The sequence below is a fragment of the Kovacikia sp. CALU 1929 genome (assembly GCF_056784235.1).
This window is the reverse complement of sequence record NZ_JBXBCF010000061.1, coordinates 71426-88164: the sequence shown is the minus strand read 5'-3', so window position 1 is coordinate 88164 and position 16739 is coordinate 71426. Positions and strand designations below refer to the sequence as shown.

Annotated in this window: 19 protein-coding genes; 8 read left to right on the top strand and 11 right to left on the bottom strand. The window is 49.5% G+C overall.

Features of this window, described 5'->3' with window-relative positions:
• Window positions 1-144: 144 nt before the first annotated feature.
• From AC1S52_RS09910 to AC1S52_RS09900, 3 genes are all read left to right on the top strand, one after another.
• The gene (locus tag AC1S52_RS09910) at window positions 145-315 is read left to right on the top strand and encodes a hypothetical protein (RefSeq protein ID WP_482028830.1); all 171 of its coding nucleotides are present in this window, start codon (window positions 145-147) and stop codon (window positions 313-315) included.
• 244 nt (window positions 316-559) lie between these two features.
• Window positions 560-931, top strand: coding sequence for a hypothetical protein (locus AC1S52_RS09905; protein ID WP_482028829.1), 372 nt, complete (start codon window positions 560-562; stop codon window positions 929-931).
• Between the two features lie 193 nt (window positions 932-1124).
• Window positions 1125-2360 carry a hypothetical protein gene (locus AC1S52_RS09900; RefSeq protein ID WP_482028828.1) on the top strand — a complete coding sequence of 412 codons (1236 nt, stop codon included), beginning with the start codon at window positions 1125-1127 and terminating at the stop codon, window positions 2358-2360.
• On the opposite strand, the gene AC1S52_RS09895 is transcribed toward AC1S52_RS09900, so the two are convergent.
• From AC1S52_RS09895 to AC1S52_RS09875, 5 genes are all read right to left on the bottom strand, one after another.
• The gene (locus AC1S52_RS09895) at window positions 2335-3093 is read right to left on the bottom strand and encodes a metallophosphoesterase family protein (protein ID WP_482028827.1); all 759 of its coding nucleotides are present in this window, start codon (window positions 3091-3093) and stop codon (window positions 2335-2337) included. The two genes, AC1S52_RS09900 and AC1S52_RS09895, sit on opposite strands and share 26 nt — an antisense overlap.
• 289 nt (window positions 3094-3382) lie before the next feature.
• Entirely contained in the window at window positions 3383-4111 is a 729-nt protein-coding gene (locus AC1S52_RS09890) for a DUF1995 family protein (RefSeq protein ID WP_482028826.1), read from the bottom strand.
• A gap of 4 nt (window positions 4112-4115) precedes the next feature.
• Window positions 4116-5411: a dihydrolipoamide acetyltransferase family protein gene (locus tag AC1S52_RS09885; protein ID WP_482028870.1), complete on the bottom strand. Its 1296-nt coding sequence runs from the start codon at window positions 5409-5411 to the stop codon at window positions 4116-4118.
• Between the two features lie 161 nt (window positions 5412-5572).
• The gene (locus AC1S52_RS09880; protein WP_482028825.1) at window positions 5573-6022 is read right to left on the bottom strand and encodes a YlqD family protein; all 450 of its coding nucleotides are present in this window, start codon (window positions 6020-6022) and stop codon (window positions 5573-5575) included.
• Between the two features lie 137 nt (window positions 6023-6159).
• A complete protein-coding gene (locus tag AC1S52_RS09875) occupies window positions 6160-8109 on the bottom strand; it encodes an AMP-dependent synthetase/ligase (protein ID WP_482028824.1) in 1950 nt (649 codons plus the stop codon).
• A gap of 327 nt (window positions 8110-8436) precedes the next feature.
• Between AC1S52_RS09875 and AC1S52_RS09870 the strand changes: the two genes are divergently transcribed.
• The gene (locus AC1S52_RS09870; protein ID WP_482028823.1) at window positions 8437-8721 is read left to right on the top strand and encodes a DUF427 domain-containing protein; all 285 of its coding nucleotides are present in this window, start codon (window positions 8437-8439) and stop codon (window positions 8719-8721) included.
• Between the two features lie 79 nt (window positions 8722-8800).
• On the opposite strand, the gene AC1S52_RS09865 is transcribed toward AC1S52_RS09870, so the two are convergent.
• A complete protein-coding gene (locus tag AC1S52_RS09865) occupies window positions 8801-9220 on the bottom strand; it encodes a hypothetical protein (protein ID WP_482028822.1) in 420 nt (139 codons plus the stop codon).
• Window positions 9221-9733: 513 nt separating this feature from the next.
• Between AC1S52_RS09865 and AC1S52_RS09860 the strand changes: the two genes are divergently transcribed.
• The gene (locus AC1S52_RS09860) at window positions 9734-10321 is read left to right on the top strand and encodes a hypothetical protein (protein ID WP_482028821.1); all 588 of its coding nucleotides are present in this window, start codon (window positions 9734-9736) and stop codon (window positions 10319-10321) included.
• Between the two features lie 362 nt (window positions 10322-10683).
• Here the strand turns inward: AC1S52_RS09860 and AC1S52_RS09855 are convergent, their stop codons facing one another.
• Entirely contained in the window at window positions 10684-10833 is a 150-nt protein-coding gene (locus tag AC1S52_RS09855) for a hypothetical protein (protein ID WP_482028820.1), read from the bottom strand.
• Window positions 10834-10994: 161 nt separating this feature from the next.
• Window positions 10995-11342 carry a hypothetical protein gene (locus tag AC1S52_RS09850; RefSeq protein ID WP_482028819.1) on the bottom strand — a complete coding sequence of 116 codons (348 nt, stop codon included), beginning with the start codon at window positions 11340-11342 and terminating at the stop codon, window positions 10995-10997.
• Window positions 11343-11638: 296 nt separating this feature from the next.
• Between AC1S52_RS09850 and AC1S52_RS09845 the strand changes: the two genes are divergently transcribed.
• On the top strand, window positions 11639-11953 hold the full coding sequence (locus tag AC1S52_RS09845; RefSeq protein WP_482028869.1) for a VOC family protein: 315 nt from the start codon (window positions 11639-11641) through the stop codon (window positions 11951-11953).
• 286 nt (window positions 11954-12239) lie between these two features.
• Here AC1S52_RS09845 and AC1S52_RS09840 read toward each other — a convergent pair whose 3' ends face one another.
• From AC1S52_RS09840 to AC1S52_RS09830, 3 genes are all read right to left on the bottom strand, one after another.
• Window positions 12240-12836, bottom strand: a complete 597-nt coding sequence (locus AC1S52_RS09840) for a gamma-glutamylcyclotransferase family protein (RefSeq protein WP_482028818.1) — start codon at window positions 12834-12836, stop codon at window positions 12240-12242.
• A gap of 248 nt (window positions 12837-13084) precedes the next feature.
• Window positions 13085-13465: a hypothetical protein gene (locus AC1S52_RS09835; RefSeq protein ID WP_482028817.1), complete on the bottom strand. Its 381-nt coding sequence runs from the start codon at window positions 13463-13465 to the stop codon at window positions 13085-13087.
• A 147-nt stretch (window positions 13466-13612) separates the two neighbouring features.
• Complete coding sequence (locus tag AC1S52_RS09830; protein ID WP_482028816.1) at window positions 13613-14407, bottom strand: PIN domain-containing protein; 795 nt, start codon at window positions 14405-14407, stop codon at window positions 13613-13615.
• Window positions 14408-14621: 214 nt separating this feature from the next.
• On the opposite strand from AC1S52_RS09830, the gene AC1S52_RS09825 reads away from it, so the two are divergent.
• Window positions 14622-14939, top strand: coding sequence for a hypothetical protein (locus AC1S52_RS09825; RefSeq protein ID WP_482028815.1), 318 nt, complete (start codon window positions 14622-14624; stop codon window positions 14937-14939).
• An 8-nt stretch (window positions 14940-14947) separates the two neighbouring features.
• The gene (locus tag AC1S52_RS09820; protein WP_482028814.1) at window positions 14948-16675 is read left to right on the top strand and encodes a succinate dehydrogenase/fumarate reductase flavoprotein subunit; all 1728 of its coding nucleotides are present in this window, start codon (window positions 14948-14950) and stop codon (window positions 16673-16675) included.
• Window positions 16676-16739: the final 64 nt, after the last annotated feature.

Genomic DNA, 16739 nt, shown 5'->3' with positions numbered 1-16739 from the left:
GGAGGCGCAGAGGGGCGCAGTTTACCAATGACCAATGGCCACCTTCTAACAATTAACAACTAACAACTAAATTACCCTCGTGGGGAATGGTGATCCCTTTTTTGCCTTGGCAAGATGAAGGTGTCGTCTTTCCAGTAACATCCCATGTCTGAAACTCAAACCTACAACAAAGAAGAATACAGCTATGAAGCTTATGACAAGTACTACAAACGTGCTTGCGAAGTGTGTGTTCCCATCGTTCTGAAAGTGCCTGTCTACGTTGCTCCTATCGTGATTGAGAAAGAGCCTAAGTGCGTAGAGAAAAACGGGTATTAAAACCTATCTAATAAAGCCTTAACCGTTAAAGACTGGAACTATAGCGATTCTCAGATGAGTACGGTACAAAATAATGCCAAAAACCCTTACTGAATCAGCAGTTTGACCGTACACACAAAGGGGAATTGCTATAAACCCAGAAATTTTCGGACAGGCTTTAAGCAGATCGTTTAGAAATAACTTGAACAGACAAGGGGCTTTTAGCCCCTTGCTGTTTGCCGCTTTCCAGAAAATTGAAACTGACATGACTACCCCCATTATTCGCGATCGCCCCTCTCCCCATTGCGAAATCGTGATTTCAATTGTGCTAAAAATCCCGATCTATATCGAACCCGTTGTCCTGGAAGCGCCATCCGATCCTTGTTTGCCATCCCAGGCAACAATACCCAATCCATCCGAGGATGCCTTCCAGTCAATAACCCTGGCACTTGCACCCATGGAGGCAACAAAAGAACCTGCTAAAACCTTGCCCCTAAAAACGCTATGGTTCCTTGTGCTGGCATCTATATCTGCTGTCATTGTTCATCTGTTGGCAAGTGTATCCCTGGCAAAACTTTGTCCAGATCTCTCCTGTCTGAGAGCATCTGCTCCGAATGAGGAGGTGGTAGGTAGGTGAAGAGAGGTGTTAGGTGTTAGGTGTCAGGCTTCGACGTGAGCGCTCAGCCAAACGGTGTCAGGTGTTAGCGGACTAACACTCAAAACTCAAAACCCTCAATTCCTCTCCCCCAACCCCTTTCCTGTCCTAAATGCTGATATAGTTCTCCTAGAAACTGCCGCAGTGATGCGCGTTATGGAGTAAGCACCTGCCTGTGAATCCTTCCACTCATCTTCAGCTTGAACGGTCAACTGAGTTTCAAATTATTCCTGTAACAACGGCTGCTGAACAGGAGATGTTTTTGGATGTTCCAGCAGTGGTTTATGCCAATGACTCGAATTGGGTTGCGCCTCTCCGCAGCGACGTTGCTAAACAATTAGCGCCTACCAATCCTTTTTTGAAATATGGCAAGTTGCAGCCGTTTATTGCAGTGGCAGGCAACGGGCAGCAGGCAGCAGATGGTAAGAGAGGTGCTCAATCGAGTATTGCCATTGGTCGGATTGTGGCTGCGGTGAATCACCGTTTAATTGAAAAAGAGGGTCAAAAGGTTGGGCTATTTGGTTTCTTTGAATGTATTGACGATTTTGCGGTTGCCCAGGCATTGATCCATGCGGCTTCTGAATGGTTGCTAAAGGAAGGAATGGCGATCGCACGAGGACCAATTGACCTTTCGACTCATAACAACTGCTTGCTTCTGGTGGATGGTTTTGACTCACCGCCGATTGTGATGATGCCCTACAACCCGCCTTACTATCCCCAATTTCTAGAACAGGATGGTTGGCAAAAGGCAAAAGATGCCTACGCCTACGACTTTCGCCTCGATCAACCCCTGCCCGGTGAATTTGAAAAGGCATACCGAATCGCCTGTAAATCAGGGGTAACCTTCCGCCCCCTCCAAACCAAGGGCGAAGGCTTCCAGCAGGACTGCATTAGCCTTTATCACCTGTTTACTAAAGCGTTTGCCAATAACTGGAGTTCCACACCCCGCACCCAGGAAGAATTTTTGGAAGAAGCGAAATCACTACAATCTCTGGTAGATCCAGATGTGTTTCCGATCGCGGAATATAACGGTGAGATGATCGGCTTTTTTATGGGATTACCGGATTACAACATTCCCTTGAAGCATGTCAATGGCAAGCTCGATATGTGGGGAATTTTGAAGTTTCTCTGGTTTCGCCGTCAGATCGACCAGGGGCGAGTCATTGCCATCTGCTCACTGCCCGAATATCGCCGCAAAATGGTGCCACTAGCATTAATCTATCTGGGCATGATGGGTGGCATCCAGAAAGGTAAACCCTATAAGCGGGCAGAGCTTTCCTGGGTTTACGAAGACAACTTGCCTTCCCGTAAGCTGATCGAAGCCTCCGGTGGAAAGATTCATAAGACTTATCGGATTTATGAGAAGGTGCTTGATCCATCCCCCACTACAGCCGCAATGCCTGGCGATTGACCATGACCTGTTTCGGTTCAATTTGGGTCACAGCTTCATCAAGGGGCAAAATTCGCACACAGCGCTTAAAGACGTTGGCTTGGTAAACCCGGCGATTGGTCATATCTAAGCCGGTTAACCAGCCGCTCTTGGGATGGTATGCACCTGTGTCAATGTCTAACCAGCCAGAGCCTTGAGCCAGTTCACCGGGGGCAACCTTGGGTAAGGTGAAGGTTATGGTGTGTCCTGTAATAATCAGTTTGTCGGGAAAGTAGGGCTTGGCTATGCTGTGAAACTCATCCCGAATCCAGCAAAACTCCTGTGGGGTTTGTGCTTCAAGCGGGAGGCGGGGATGCACACCGGCATGGACAAGCCACAGATCGCCCAAATCGAGATAGGTGGGTAGGGTCTTAAACCATTCCACATGCTCCAAGAGCAATCCGGCATCTGCATAGCTGGAGATCGTCGATTTTCCGCCGCTATAAAGCCATGCCTGGAGGGCAGGCGTAAACGCACGACCACCGGGAAAGGCATCCAGCATTAACTGTTCGTGGTTACCCAATAAGCATTCGTAGCGGCTCTGCTGCACAAAACTAACGACCTGAGAGCTATCAGGACCCCGATCAATCAGATCCCCCAGAAAATAAACCTGATCGTTTGTTCCAGGTGCGATCGCCTCCAGTAAGGTCATCAACCCTTCGTAGTGACCATGAACATCACCAATGATGATGCGACGATGGAGAGCTTCAGTCATGCGATCGCCTTCTTAAATAAATTTTGGAGAAATATACGAACCAGTCTAAACGCGATGGAATCATCAAATCTGCCTGAGGACAGTGGACTGAACCACTAGTTTAGGGCGTAAGGTTGCATACCCCTTGCTTGAGACTCTTGCCTGAGACTGGCAATGGTGTTCAAACTTACGTCTCAGCCTACTACATTCATTATGCCCTGATTCTTTCCGGTGCTCCCACCGCGTGTATTAAACATCACACTTCCACTCTGGAAGTTCACTAAGTCTTTACTGTGTGGGAGTTTGAGGATTATTGCCCCAAAGCTCTCAACATCCGCTGGAGATCTGAGAGTAAGCCACCCCGTTTGACTGGCGCTTGAGGACTGCTTGCCTGGGACAGAATTTGATCCAGTTTCTCTGAATCGGGTTTTAAATGTTCCTCAGCAATTAACGTATAGCTTCCGTCTGCCTCAAGCCAGACTTGCCAGGGCGAGGGGTAGCAGCGGAGCAGAACCGCCTGCTCCATTGGACGCAGGTAATAGCAGGGTTCAAAGGTATTCAAAAACCGCTCCCGAATCTTACGGGCAGTAAACCCAATTCCCACGACGCCGACATCTTCTAGACGCGGGTTAAACAAAATGGCAGGGTGCTCTCCGGCAGCATTGCACACCTGCTCCACGGGAGTAATCTCTACCGAAGTGGGAGCGACAAACAGAAACCCCTTATCGTCTGGCTCGACCAACTCTTCCACGGTCGATGTCTGGCGAGAACCTGCCACATCTAGACTGCCAATCCGACATGGGACATCTTTCCAGTCTCGCTTTGCCAGGGCTGCGGCTCCTGCATCCGAAAAGAATATTTTTAAGTCGGCACCCAGGTCAGAAAACACTGGCAGGTATTGCAGTGCCGTTGGCATGGGCTTCAATTCAGGCAGCAACAGTTCGACCTGTAGACGGTTATACCCAGCGGCGATCGCCGCCTGAGTTGCCCCTCGCGCCTGGGCGATCGCTTCATCGAGTGAGTCAGGAAGTTGTGCCATTGGTCTACAAAGTCAACGACTGCGGATCATTCTCAATCAGCTTTGCCAGATCCTTTAAGAACGCGGCAGCATGGGCACCATAAATGACCCGGTGGTCGCAGGTAATGTTGACCTGCATTTGTCGCCGAACACCGAGCATTCCATCCGCTGTGGCAACCACCGTGGGGATCGAGGCACCGATCGCCAGAATAGAACCTGTTCCAGGGGGTAGGATGGCATCGAAGCGGTCAACCCCAAACATACCCAGGTTTGACACCGTAAAGGTGCCGGAATTGTACTCCTCTGGTTGAAGCTGTTTTGCCCTTGCCCGCTCTACCAGATCCTTCCATGTGCGAGAGAGAGAGTATATATCAACTTTGTCGGCGTTTTGCAGGACGGGAGTGATCAGTCCACCGTCTTCCATTGCCACTGCCAGCGCAATATTGATTGAGCCTGGGTAGGAAATGCTCTGGTCAGCGTAGCTGGCGTTGAGCAGTGGGTGCTTTTGCAAGGCGACGGCAACTGCCTTTGCCAGCAGCACGGTCATAGTCACACCCTTAGATTTAATCTGCTTGTAGAGCTTATCCAGGTTATCCGTCGTGATGGTGTAGCCAACGTGGTAGGTAGGCACGTCCAGACTGGCGACCATGTTTCGCACGATGGCGTTCTGTAAGGTAGTTAGGGGCACCTTTTGACCCGGAACAGCAGGGGCGGGTGAGGCGGCAGGGGTACTTCGGGGAGTGGTTGGAGCAGTCGCTGGGGCTTGCCCCGTGGGGGCTACGGGGGCTTTGGCGCTGGGGGCTTTAGCGGCGGGTTTGCCCACGGCAGCTTCTACATCCTCTGCCACAATCCGCCCGTGGGGACCGCTTCCCTTCAGGGTGTTGAGGTCTACTTTGAGTTCTTTGGCAAGCTTACGGGCACGGGGCGAAACCACAACCCGTCCACTGCCATTGCCCGCATGACTACCATTCTGGCCGGGTTCCGCTGACGACGAAGCTACGGTACTGACGGCGGCGGCTTCTGCTGTCGTGGCGGCAGTGGGAGCAGCAGTAGCAGAGCCTTTAGACTGTGCCTGCTGCTGGGCAGTTTCAATTTCGGCTTCGGTTTCGGCAATCAGGGCGATCGCTTCTCCCACGGGAGCGTTTTCTCCCGCTGGAACGACAATTGCTCCCACGTAACCTTCATAGAAAGACTCCACATCCATATCGGCTTTGTCAGACTCAACCACGACGATGGTTTCGCCCTTTTCCACCTTGTCACCGGGCGACTTTACCCAGGAAACGATCTTCCCCTCAGTCATGGTGGAACTCAGCGCTGGCATGAAAACTTCGTGGATCATGGAGTCAATCTCAGGTCAAAACTACTGTATTGAAATACAAACTCAATAATTCTATCGGAATTGCAGCAAAAAAACTCTGCGTCTGCGATCAACAGGTGCAGAGTTGCTTAAATTTAGCTGCGATCGCTGTAGTATTCGGCTATCTACAGCGAACCACGAATTGCCTCAACGACACCGTCGCGCAGAAGCACTTCAACCTGCATCTTTTCAATGAGATTATCACCGATTTCAACTCGGAAAATGCTATCAATTTGACCCTGGTTGACTTCCTGGTCAATTTCCAACATTTGCACTTGCTGAAGCTGCTGCAAAATTTGATTTTTTTGCTCTAGCAGTTCGCTCTTCTTCTGATTGACCTGCACCTGAATGTTTTCAATCTGCTGTTTGACTTCAGGTGGCATTGGTTTAAGGGTTTGTTTCTCGATTTCAGCGATCATCCGCTGCCCCTGCATTTCCAACTGTTGTAGTTGGTTATCGAGTTGATTAATTTGGGCTTGCAATTGCTGCTGTGCCTCCTCCTTCCAGCGGGGAGTCACAATAGCTTTTACGTTAACGGCTCGCCGTAAAAGCAGATGGGACTGAGATACATCCATAAACGTTTCGTCAGGAAAAGGGTGTGAGGGAACGGTAGATACACGCTCGTCGGGAAACTCGCCCACAGACGATCGCAAGTACCGTCAGTAGGGAAGCACACGACCGACGAAACCGTGCAGCTTAATCAGCATCCGTACTAAACAAACATCTCGTCAATCATACCCTGGTAGCGATCCATAACGACATTTCGACGGATTTTTAGGGTTTGGGTCAGCAACCCATTTTCGATTGTGAAGGGTTCCTGGATCAGGCGGAAGGGACCGATGCGATCGTCAATTCGGTATCCCGGTCGGTTCTGCACTTCCCGATTTAATTCCTGACGAAATAGATCTTGAACGGGTTTACTGCTTAAAACTTCCGGCGGTAAGGACAACATGTCAGAGGCATTTAGTAAATTCTGGGAAATCGCCCATTCCTTAAGGGCATCCCCATTGGGGACAATCAGCGCACCCAGTGCTTTTTGGTCCTGCCCGACCAGCATCATCTGGTCAATGTAAGGACTCCGCAGACAGGCATCTTCAATCGGTTGCGGTTCAATATTTTCGCCGTTGGTCAATACGATTGTGTCTTTGGCACGCCCGGTCAGGACCAGGTCATTTTGGCGGGTGATCCAACCCAAATCACCACTATCAAACCAGCCATCTGTATCGATCGCCTTTCTGGTTGCCTCCGGGTTCTGGTAGTAGCCCTGCATCACCTGGGGTCCACGAATCAATACCAGCCCTTTTTGACCCTGGGCAAGGGATTTACGGCTATCGGGGTCAACAATGCGAATCTCTGTTGCAGGCATCGGTGGACCCGATGACCCCCGTAAGTTGCGCCAGGGGCGACGCACATTGGTCACTGGCGACGTCTCCGTTAACCCATAACCAACCAGCACATCGACTCCGACAGTCTCAAAGAAGTCATCCAGGTGCTTGGCAAGGGAACCCCCGCCGCTAATGGCATGCTTAAAATTCCCACCGGTGACAGCGTCACGGACTTTTTTATAAACGATTCGCTCTCCCAACGCATGAAGCGGGTAAAGAGCAATGATTTGAATTCCAGCCACCAGACGTTGAAGGGGAGATGGCTCAAGGTGGAGCAGGTCCAAATTTTGCCACAGGCGGCAGGCTTCAAGGTAACGCTGGCTGATGCCCAGAAAGAAATGGATTAGCTTTTGCTTGTTGGCGGGTTGTTCCTTAAATTGCTTTTGAATCCCTTCATAGACAGATTCCCAAATACGAGGAACACTGACCATGTAGTGGGGCTTGAACTGTTTCAAATCCTTCTTAATCGTGCGAATGCTGGTGTAGATCTGGGCACATCCCTGGGATAGCAAGTAGTATTCTACGCTGCGCTCGTAGGAGTGCCAGGTGGGCAAAATGCTGAGGGCACGGCTACCGGGGTGTGGCTGCACAATCGCCCCAAAGGTGTTGACCTGGTGCAGGAGGTTGCTGTGGCTCAACATAACGCCTTTGGGTCTACCCGTTGTACCGGAGGTATAAATCAGGGTTGCTAAGGTATCCCGGCTCTGACTCACGGGTTGAAGCGTCTGGCTGTTGCCTAGCTGCATCAATTGGGAAAAGTTCAAAATTTTCAGTCCGGCGATTTCGCCAGGGGTTTCGTCAGAGAGTAGGATAATGAACTTTAAGGAAAAATTTGGCAGGCGGTCTTCCAGTTTTTTGAGGGTTTCCTGATCTTCGACGACCAGTCCTGTCGATCCACTGTTTTCCAGGATATAAAATAGTTCCTCCCGGTCTGCTTTAGAGCTACGCACCGCATTGGCGGCTCCGGCGGTCATCATACCCTGGTCAGCAATGAACCAGCGGGGACTGTTATCTGAGAACAGGGAAATTCGTTCACCCGCTAGGATGCCTAAGGCTTGCAATCCCGCTGCAAACTGGCGGATCTGCTCCTCAAGTTGGGTGTAGGTCAGTTTGGCTTCTGGCTTGGAGTGGGGGTCATGGAGGGCTGTATGGTCGCCAAACCGTTGGGCTGCGATCTCCCAAATTTCTGGCAGAGACTGTACATGGCTGTAGTCCACCAGGTGTTCCATGTTCTGACGCTCTCGCTCTGACATGGGATATGAGAGGGGGCTATTCATATCAGTAAACTCCAAATTCCTACAACAAACTCCTACAAAGGCTCACCTTACAATCCAACCCCACCTTCTGCAAAGGATCCTTAAAATTTTTCCAAGGGCAGAAGAAATAGTGTCCTGATGTCTCTAAAACTTGATGCCTCCAGAAACAGTCTGTCCACGCTTTGGATGCTGGTTTGAATCATCCCACGCACTGTACGGGTGAGTTCAACGGTTCAATCATCCACGGGGGGATGATAGCGGTAAACGCGCCCTTGCCCATTTTCGTTGCCAATTGACCCTCGACTTCGTTAGGCTTTTCTTGGAGTATTGATTGAGTAGAGACAGAATATGCCAAAAGCAGTTTGGAATGATGCCGTTCTTGCCGAGAGTGAGCAGTACGAAGTTGTTGAAGGGAACTATTATTTCCCTCCTAATGCCATTAAGCGCGAGTATTTCAAGGATAGCAATACCCATACCACCTGTGGCTGGAAAGGCGTTGCGAGTTATTACAGCATTGAAGTGGATGGTCAGGTCAATCAGGATGCTGCCTGGTACTACCCGGAACCCAAGGATGCTGCAAAGAAGATCGCGGGGTATGTTGCTTTTTGGAAAGGGGTGAAGGTCGAGAAGTAGGAAAACGATAGGGAGGGGAGAGGGAAAGGCAACTGTGCGGGTGACGGTTTCTTCCAGGACAGTGGGTGCCAGCAGAGGTTTAATTGTGGGAAATGGACAGAGTGTAGGGGTACTGCCCGTTGGCGCGATCGCCCACAAAAACTGAATAATTTCCCTGAGTCCAACGACCAGGAATATCGATTTTACCGCCAGAGTAACTATCGGCTGGGACACAAAACTCTTGCCCAGATGGGTTGCGAATCATTAAAGAGGGTTGACCGCCTGCCTGTAGAGAAATCCGTAGATTGGCATCTTCAGCAACCTGGACGACGTGATTAGGGGTCGATGAAATATAGCCTGCACATCCACCCACCTTCTGATTACCACCAGTGGTGCCTCTCAACTCAACCGTCTGGGAAGTGGCGGTGATCGCAACAACACTCTGGCTAAAAGCCACCCTGGTGGCTCCAACCGCGATCGCGAGAGTAATAGGAACTGTCAGCCAACGCATCACTTTCATTGATCTCACCTCACTCGTCACCTGAAGCTTTTACCTATATCCAGTATCTCTGGCTACAAACCAGTGTTTGAGAGGCTTGTTCCTGTTTCTCAAGTGTCCCTTAGCCTGATGGCTAGCTGTATCCCCCAGTTGGGTGAGCTGGCAAAATCATCCAAAAAGGGGGACAAAATTCTGTGATACATGTATTAAATATAACCAAAACCACTTTCCCCCAACCTACTGGAACGGATCAGTCCGCAGGCTCCGCAATTTTTTTTAACAAGCTGAGCTATTTCAGTCATAATGAGGAGCCATTGATCAAAGTTAATAACTTAAGCCATCGTCGCTTTAAGAGAAATCAAACTGGGGAAATTAAGGGAATCGTTCTCAATATTCCAGTGGCACTACCAATAAAATAAGTATTCACCATTCAGATGGTCTGTTTTGAATAAAAAAGTAGATCAATCTTTAAGAATTGGGCTAAATTAAATCTTAAATGGAGCTTTTGCTGCGTGGGTGGTAAGGAGAAAAAGAATGAGCTATCTCAAAAGTTTGGTTTTTAATCAGCAAATAAAATATCTCTGGCAAGGCGGGTTGGTTGCATTAGGGAGTGTGGCGATCGCAACCGGATTCACCCTCTCCACTCCATCGTCAGCAACTGCCCAGGCAGCCTATGGGAGTTACCTGGGTACAGGTGTATCCTTCGGTTTAACGGATGGTGCGTCCATCCTTTTGCCAAATGGTGAAGTGGACAACATAGAGCCTAACAAAACCGCTGGTTTAGTCGCTTTTCGTTATAAGTTTCTGAGGGTGCCTGTTTCTTTAAGGGCGCAAGCGATGTTAGGGAATGGTGCCGCTATTGTACCTACGGTTTCCTATGACCTCCCCGTCAACTGGCGAACGGACGTTTATCTTGGGGTTGGGGCTTCCGTTCCCTTAACAGGCGATACAACTACCCCTGTTGGTAACCAGACAGCCTTTGTTGTCCAGCCAGGGGTTGATTACGTATTGCCCAATAGTAATTTCGTGCTGTTCGGCAATGCGGTGATTGCGTTTAACGCCTATCGTGTTGGTGGCGGCACTGCCGCTTCCCTTCAAGGCGGGGTGGGCGTTAGATTCTAAGGATATTCAAAAGATAACCAAAAATCATTCGAAAAAGTAAAAGGGGCTTGGCATCAAGTCCCTTTTACTTTTTCCCTTAATTGTAGGGTTTGTGCCAACCGACGATGAAAATTGACCATAAAGTCAACCCGGTTAGAATTGTTAGCGGAATCATAGAAGCACTCCCAACACTGAACAGCTTTAATGTTCCCCGTAATTATGAAGAACTTACAAAGTTAGAAGAACTTATCAAGCAGGTTTCTGTAACACTTATGGATCAGGGTCAGTATGAACCGGTGGTTGACAGAAGGAGTTCATGAAATCCTCAGTGCAAGGTTCTGTAGGTAGCCATTAGCAGGCAACGCCAACCGCGACTCAGCCATTTACCGTTGTTGACTTGGCGGTGCATTTAAGTTCCATTGCCCCAGGAACCAAACAATCCCAACCCCCATAACCCCACCAATGGCAAACCCAACAAGCAGGACAATCACAAAGATTTTCTGAATTTGAGCACTCATCTTGGACTTAGGCATGGAATCACTTGAGGCAAGGGTCACGTTCATCATAGGTGGAACCTACTAGATTGTCTTCAACCAGTGGCAAGGCTAGTACAGCAAAACGAAAGTTTTGCTGTACTAGGCACGTAAGCTTACCTCTACAAGCAACTATCCCCCCGATCAGCGTACTCTCACTCCTAATTGCTGAAGACAATAGGATCATCTACTTTCTGGCAAAAGTTAATTTGTGCCGCTTCGCTCTCTTGCCCGTCACTAAATTCTGCTTTAATCCACTGAGTACAACTTTCGTCATTCGTTGACTCGTTCCACAACATTTTTTCCTTGCCTCCTGGGGCAATGCCTGAGCCAATATCAAAGTAGCCCCACTTCTTTCCATCTTCTGATACCAATAGGCTCTTGATAGCGGTATTAGAATCATTTTCTACCCAAAAGTACCACTGCTCTGCGGATGCAGAAGCAGGACTGTGTGCCAAACCCAAAGTTGTAGCCCATAGCACAAGCAAGGCTTTATGAGTCAATTTCATCGGTGTTCTCTTCTGAAACTACTGAAAATCGAAAAACGGATCATGGTGTAATCCGATACTAATTAATATGCCCACTTCTTGCTGGGCTTCACCATCGTTCAATACTTCACACCCACACCAAGTGCCTAACTTACGCCGCAATCTACTAATGCTGATTTTGTATAATCGAGGATGGTTCGTTCTGTAAACATTGCTTATTCTGCAAGGAGAAATGCGATGACTGCTTCAGCGAAACCAATAACCCCAACTAAAGCCACGATCGCTCCCCATCTGACGGTAAATGATGCAAATCGGCAATTGATTTCTATCAGCGGGCGTTTAATGCAGAAGAAATCTATCGGATGCCAACCCCTGGAGCCAACTCCATCATGCACGCGGAGTTGAAGATAGGGGAGTCGATTATCTATCTGAATGACGAATTTCCTGATTACGGAAGTCTGTCACCTCTGGCACTTCAAGGTTCCCCTGTAACCCTTCACCCGAATGTCGATGATGCCGATGCCTGGTTTGAACGGGCAGTAAACGCGGGTGCTACCGTGGAAATGCACCTGGACAAAATGTTCTGGGGCGATCGCTACGGTAAACTGGTCGATCCCTTTGGTTATCATTAGTCCATTTCTTGCCCGGTTGAAGAGCTATCTCCCGAAGAAATCACCAAACAAGCAGCCGTAGCATTTAGATAAATTTCTGAAAGGTTCACCCTAATAGTGGTGCTGAATAGCAGTATGAATGGAACGAAGTTTCAATTCATACAACTCTCAATTCACACCCAAAATCAGCAACGCCCCCCAGTACAGGCAGGGCGATATTTTGCTAGATCCCCGGTTTTTAGCACCCTGGTTGACTGAACTACACCAGGTTCTACGCGAAACCGGGGATCTGAGTCATCAAGTGATTTTAAGCAGAACGAAGCATGCCCTGCCCCCACTCCCGTTGCTGAAGCTGATGCATGTGATGAAACAGGTTCCAGCAATAGTGTTCTGAAAGTCCACAGGTCACGGCACCCCGCAGCACCACATTAAAATACCAGTCGTTGGGAGCCAGTTCTTCTGACAATTTGTCTACAACGACATAGGTTCGCACATTGGAGTAATGCAAATTCTGACAATGAACCTCAACGGTTTCATGGCGATAACCCCCATTCGGAACTTCTTCTCGCTCGTCGAGGCGATCGCTCAACCGCCACGGTAGTTGATACAGAACCCCTTCTACCGTCGAGTGAGGGTCCCTTACCACATCCAGCACACCACAGTTACGCCGTTGCGATCGGCGGTAGAACCCCAGACGATAGCCCTTAAGAGTGGCAGGTCCTATAACATAGGCATTTGTAATTTCACCCAGCGTCCGTTTCAGATCAACTGGGCACATGCAAGAGCCGTAGGCGAAGTAGTAAAAATACTCAGTCGGATTGGACGGGTGCATGGATGGACACAGATTGAAAGCATTACTAGGTTCTACCTTTAGCGGCTGGTGATCTCCGGAGCAAGCAGTCATGGCAGCAATCAGAAATGACAACGGCACTGAATCTTTTTATAAAGTACCATACCCCGATAGAATAACCGTAGAATAAATATAAGTTTTGAATTGTATGAGCTATTCAACCCTGGGGACTACTGCAAAACACTGTCTCAAGGGATTAATTGGGATTTCTGCTACTGATTTTAACTAAAAGTTTCACGACTTAAAAATTGGAGACGATGCGTTGGCGGTGAAGTTGAGTGAGTTGGGTGCGGCTAAAGCGATCAATCCGTTTCCAATCGCATGGATAGTCCTCGCGTATCCGTCCGATAAACCCATCGACGGTTTCCATCCGACAGGACCACACGCCATCCTTCAACCATTGCAAACGAGCAGTTCTCACCTGGTTGAGCAAGCCCTAGACAGCCATCACCCCAGGTTCTGCGAGTTGCTTCAACCACCCGGAATTTGCCTGGGGGAATGCCCGTTTGTTGGCTGAGATCTTGCCGCAGTTTACTGGCGAGGGAAGGAGGAAGCTGGGTTGCACCATTTCCGGAGTCGCTTGCTAGCTCGATTGCGTTCTTACCTACGGTTAGGGGTTCTAAAGTTGCAGCGATCGCAGGAGACGATAGAACCGACCCTAAACTGAGCGCCAGAACACTCACTAGAAAAAGTGCAGAACACCTTTGAGGTAATCGTTTGAGTCCAGGCACTACAGTCCTGAATTGCTGCTTAGAGAAATGGGGGAAACACAATACTTGTTTCGTCATAGAACCTCTTGAGATGGTGTTTTACTGCGCCCTTGCGATGGGCTATTTCCTGGTCGGTGCCGGTTTCTGCGGAGATGTGAGATTTTGCAGCGGCAATAGTTGCCAGAATTGGGCAAAGCTGGGGGGATGAACGACCCGCCAAATCGCCAAAACTGCTACTGCTACAATTCCCAGGGTTAACAAGTTAAAAAAGATTTTGGTCAGCGGAATCCGAAATGGTTTTTTAGGAGAATGGTGAATCGTTGATGCTTTGGGTGCGGTAGGAGTGGTTTGAGCTGAAGATGGCGCTCTCACAGATTTGTTAGATGGTGCCGAAGCAGTAGCTCCTACGGGCGATCGCATGGCTTGCAGTTGGTGGGTGACCACGGGGGGTTTGCGTTCAGTCCGGCTCCATTGCACCAGCGCCATTAATGGAATGGCACACAGGTTGTGAACATCGAGCGATCGCAGTCGCTGCATTAATCCCAGATCATTGGCGACTAAAATCGTCAAACCGTCCGCCCGATGGCGAGCCAACCCATACGCCGTTTGAGCGACCGTCAGAGCAAGACGTGCCTTTTTACTCAAAGCATGACCTTCTGCCGGTTGTAGCAAAGGGTGGGTTTCGACCAGGGCAGTCGTTCGCCACCCACTGTCGGGAAAAAACCGGAAAAACTCTCTAGCCGTCTGTTCATGGGCTGCATCAGAGGCGCGATCGCACAGAAACCGCATCTCGTCCAACACTGCTTCAGGAACAAAACAATTGCCAATCCGCGAGAACTCCTGCCATTCTCGTCTGCTCCCCGACATCAGCGCACTGACATCCAGGACTAATAAAAAAGGAGGTAAAGCTGCCATAGGAACTGTGAATATGAAAGGGACTTCGCTTCAGCACTTCGATCAAGCACAATTGGATCAAACACGACTAGATCAAACACAATGCACCCTCTGTCCAGATTAAAAAGTCGATTGTAAAGCAGAGTAACAAAGGTTTCAAAAAGATTTAGAAATCGCTAACCTGACACTTAAAGCCTTACATTACAAATTTACAGCGAACCATTAGAGGCAGATTATGAGCAACATATCGAGATATCGGTTAGTCTGCACCCTCACCTTCGGGGATATCTACGGTCAAATTATTGTTTGGCTAATTGTTATTTTCTTAAGCTTGGCTTCCTCAATGGCATTAATGGGTGCCAGCCGTCCCATCTACGCCCTGGCAACCGTTGGGTTAATTCTAGTCCTAACCTTGCCCTTTCTGCTGTTTGCCTTTGTGACTACGTTGCTCAATCACATTGAACTGACAGCCGTAGACTCTGCATCGAGCAAATCTAACGCTTCCTCCTCAACTGGCGTATCTTCCCAGCGACCCGCTCAGGCCGCAAGCTAGTAAAACCTGTGAATAATCACGACGTAATCATTATTGGCGGTGGACTGGCAGGATCCCGCGCCGCCCTGGAAATCGCTCGCACGGATCCCAGTCTTAGTATCGCTTTGGTTGCTAAAACGCATCCCATTCGTTCCCACTCGGTTGCTGCCCAAGGTGGCATTGCTGCCACTCTCAAAAACATCGATCCGGAAGACTCCTGGAAAGCCCATGCTTTCGATACGGTAAAAGGGTCTGACTATTTGGCGGATCAGGATGCCGTTGAGATCCTGACTCGCGAGGCACCCGATGTGGTCATTGACCTGGAACATATGGGTGTTTTATTCTCTCGTTTACCCGATGGACGGATTGCTCAACGCGCTTTTGGTGGGCATTCCCACAACCGCACCTGTTATGCCGCAGACAAAACGGGACATGCCATTTTGCATGAACTGATTAGTAACCTGATGCGCTATGGGGTCACTGTTTATGACGAATGGTATGCGTTGAAACTAATCCTGGAAGAAGGGCAGGCAAAAGGAGTGGTGCTGTACCGCATCCTGGATGGTCAACTGGCGGTGATGTGCGCCAAAGTTGTCATGTTTGCAACCGGTGGTTATGGGCGGGTGTACAACACGACATCGAATGACTATGCTTCGACAGGAGATGGGCTTTCCATGACCGCACTGGCAGGGCTACCCCTGGAAGACATGGAATTTGTCCAGTTTCATCCAACCGGGCTTTATCCTGCTGGGGTGCTAATTTCCGAAGCCGTCAGGGGTGAGGGAGCCTACCTGATCAACAGCGAGGGCAGGCGGTTTATGGAGGACTATGCACCTAGCCGCATGGAACTGGCTCCCCGTGATATTACTTCCCGTGCGATTACCCGCGAAATTCGGGCAGGTCGTGGCATTCATACCAATGGCACTGCCGGTGGTCCTTTTGTCCATCTGGATCTGCGCCATATGGGCAAGGAAAAGATTATGAGTCGGGTGCCTTTCTGTTGGGAAGAGGCTCATCGCCTGGTGGGAATCGACGCAGTGCATGAACCGATCCCGGTGCGTCCCACGGTGCATTACTCAATGGGCGGCATCCCGGTCAATACGGATGGACAGGTACGGAATAGTGCCGATGATTTAGTGGAGGGATTTTTTGCTGCTGGAGAGGCTGCCTGTGTTTCTGTGCATGGGGCAAATCGCCTCGGTAGCAACTCTCTGCTGGAATGTGTGGTTTATGGACGGCGGACGGGGGCGGCGATCGCTCGCTACGTTCAGAACCGCAAGCTACCTGAAGTGAACGAAGCCCAGCATCTCACAGAAGTCCGAAACCAGATTCAATCCCTGCTCGACCAATCTGGAACCTATCGTATTGCCCAATTGCGTCAGGCATATCAGGATTGCATGACAGAATATTGCGGTGTTTTCCGTACTGAAACGGTGATGCAGGAAGGGATCACTAAACTGAAGGAGCTTCAGCAGCAGTACAGCCAAATTCGCTTAGACGATAAAGGGTCTTGCTGGAATACTGAAATTATTGAAGCACTTGAACTCCGCAGCTTAATGATTGTGGGTGAACTGATCCTGACCTCCGCCCTTAATCGGCAGGAAAGTCGAGGTTCCCATGCTCGTGAAGACTATCCTAGCCGGGACGACACCAACTTTCTGAAACATACCCTGGCGTACTACTCCGCCGCTGGGATTGACATTAGCTATAAGCCGGTTGCGATCGCAATGTTCCAACCCCAGGAGCGAAAGTATTAGCGGGTAGGTGATGAGAAACTTCAAAACTCTCAACTTTTAACTGCTGTTCTGTCCTCTATCTTTC

Bases quoted from the DNA above. Each gene is read 5' to 3' on its own strand.
- AC1S52_RS09910 (WP_482028830.1), top strand. From the start codon at position 145: ATGTCTGAAACTCAAACCTACAACAAAGAAGAATACAGCTATGAAGCT.
- AC1S52_RS09830 (WP_482028816.1), bottom strand. From the start codon at position 14,407: ATGGCAGCTTTACCTCCTTTTTTATTAGTCCTGGATGTCAGTGCGCTG.
- AC1S52_RS09825 (WP_482028815.1), top strand. From the start codon at position 14,622: ATGAGCAACATATCGAGATATCGGTTAGTCTGCACCCTCACCTTCGGG.
- AC1S52_RS09885 (WP_482028870.1), bottom strand. From the start codon at position 5,411: ATGCCAGCGCTGAGTTCCACCATGACTGAGGGGAAGATCGTTTCCTGG.
- AC1S52_RS09895 (WP_482028827.1), bottom strand. From the start codon at position 3,093: ATGACTGAAGCTCTCCATCGTCGCATCATCATTGGTGATGTTCATGGT.
- AC1S52_RS09880 (WP_482028825.1), bottom strand. From the start codon at position 6,022: ATGGATGTATCTCAGTCCCATCTGCTTTTACGGCGAGCCGTTAACGTA.
- AC1S52_RS09870 (WP_482028823.1), top strand. From the start codon at position 8,437: ATGCCAAAAGCAGTTTGGAATGATGCCGTTCTTGCCGAGAGTGAGCAG.
- AC1S52_RS09905 (WP_482028829.1), top strand. From the start codon at position 560: ATGACTACCCCCATTATTCGCGATCGCCCCTCTCCCCATTGCGAAATC.
- AC1S52_RS09840 (WP_482028818.1), bottom strand. From the start codon at position 12,836: ATGACTGCTTGCTCCGGAGATCACCAGCCGCTAAAGGTAGAACCTAGT.
- AC1S52_RS09890 (WP_482028826.1), bottom strand. From the start codon at position 4,111: ATGGCACAACTTCCTGACTCACTCGATGAAGCGATCGCCCAGGCGCGA.
- AC1S52_RS09850 (WP_482028819.1), bottom strand. From the start codon at position 11,342: ATGAAATTGACTCATAAAGCCTTGCTTGTGCTATGGGCTACAACTTTG.
- AC1S52_RS09855 (WP_482028820.1), bottom strand. From the start codon at position 10,833: ATGCCTAAGTCCAAGATGAGTGCTCAAATTCAGAAAATCTTTGTGATT.
- AC1S52_RS09860 (WP_482028821.1), top strand. From the start codon at position 9,734: ATGAGCTATCTCAAAAGTTTGGTTTTTAATCAGCAAATAAAATATCTC.
- AC1S52_RS09875 (WP_482028824.1), bottom strand. From the start codon at position 8,109: ATGAATAGCCCCCTCTCATATCCCATGTCAGAGCGAGAGCGTCAGAAC.
- AC1S52_RS09865 (WP_482028822.1), bottom strand. From the start codon at position 9,220: ATGAAAGTGATGCGTTGGCTGACAGTTCCTATTACTCTCGCGATCGCG.